Origin of the sequence: Streptomyces ziwulingensis (genome assembly GCF_039542605.1) — a bacterium.
Taxonomy (GTDB): Bacteria; Actinomycetota; Actinomycetes; order Streptomycetales; family Streptomycetaceae; genus Streptomyces; species Streptomyces ziwulingensis.
Window position 1 is genome coordinate 1 of the sequence record NZ_BAABIG010000147.1, and the last position, 714, is coordinate 714.

Genomic DNA, 714 nt, shown 5'->3' on the forward strand with positions numbered 1-714 from the left:
TCACCGACGGCACCGACGTACCCGGCCTCGACCCCTCCACGGCCGCGCTGGTGGCCGCCTACCGCGAACTGAAGGAAGTGCACTGACATGCAGATCGGTCTCATCGGTCTCGGCAAGATGGGCGGCAACATGCGCGAGCGTCTGCGCAACGCCGGCCACCACGTCGTCGGGTACGACACCAACCCCGAACTCTCCGACGTCGACAGCCTGGTCGACCTGGTCGACCAGCTCCAGGCGCCCCGCGCGGTCTGGGTGATGGTCCCGGCCGGCGACCCCACCCAGCACGTCGTCGACCAGTTGGCGACCCTGCTCAAGCCCCGCGACATCGTCGTCGACGGCGGCAACTCCCGCTGGACCGACGACGAGAAGCACGCCGAGGAGCTGGCCAGGCGTGGCATCGGCTTCGTCGACGCCGGTGTCTCCGGCGGCGTCTGGGGCCTGAAGAACGGCTACGCGCTGATGGTCGGCGGCGAGAGCGAGTACGTCGAGCGGCTCAAGCCGGTCTTCGACGCGCTCAAGCCGGACGGCCCGTACGGCTATGTCCACGCGGGCAAGGTCGGCGCCGGGCACTTCGCCAAGATGGTCCACAACGGCATCGAGTACGCCATGATGCAGGCGTACGCCGAGGGCTGGGAGCTGCTGGAGAAGGTCGACTCGGTGGACAACGTCCGCGAGGTCTTCCGCTCCTGGCAGGAGGGCACGGTCATCCGCTCC

1 protein-coding gene is annotated in these 714 nt (G+C 68.9%); it reads left to right on the forward strand.

Features of this window, described 5'->3' with window-relative positions; all coding sequences use genetic code 11:
* Positions 1 to 87 precede the first annotated feature (87 nt).
* A partial coding sequence (locus ABEB00_RS35825) for an NADP-dependent phosphogluconate dehydrogenase (protein WP_345624919.1) occupies positions 88 to 714 on the forward strand: 627 nt, incomplete at its 3' end.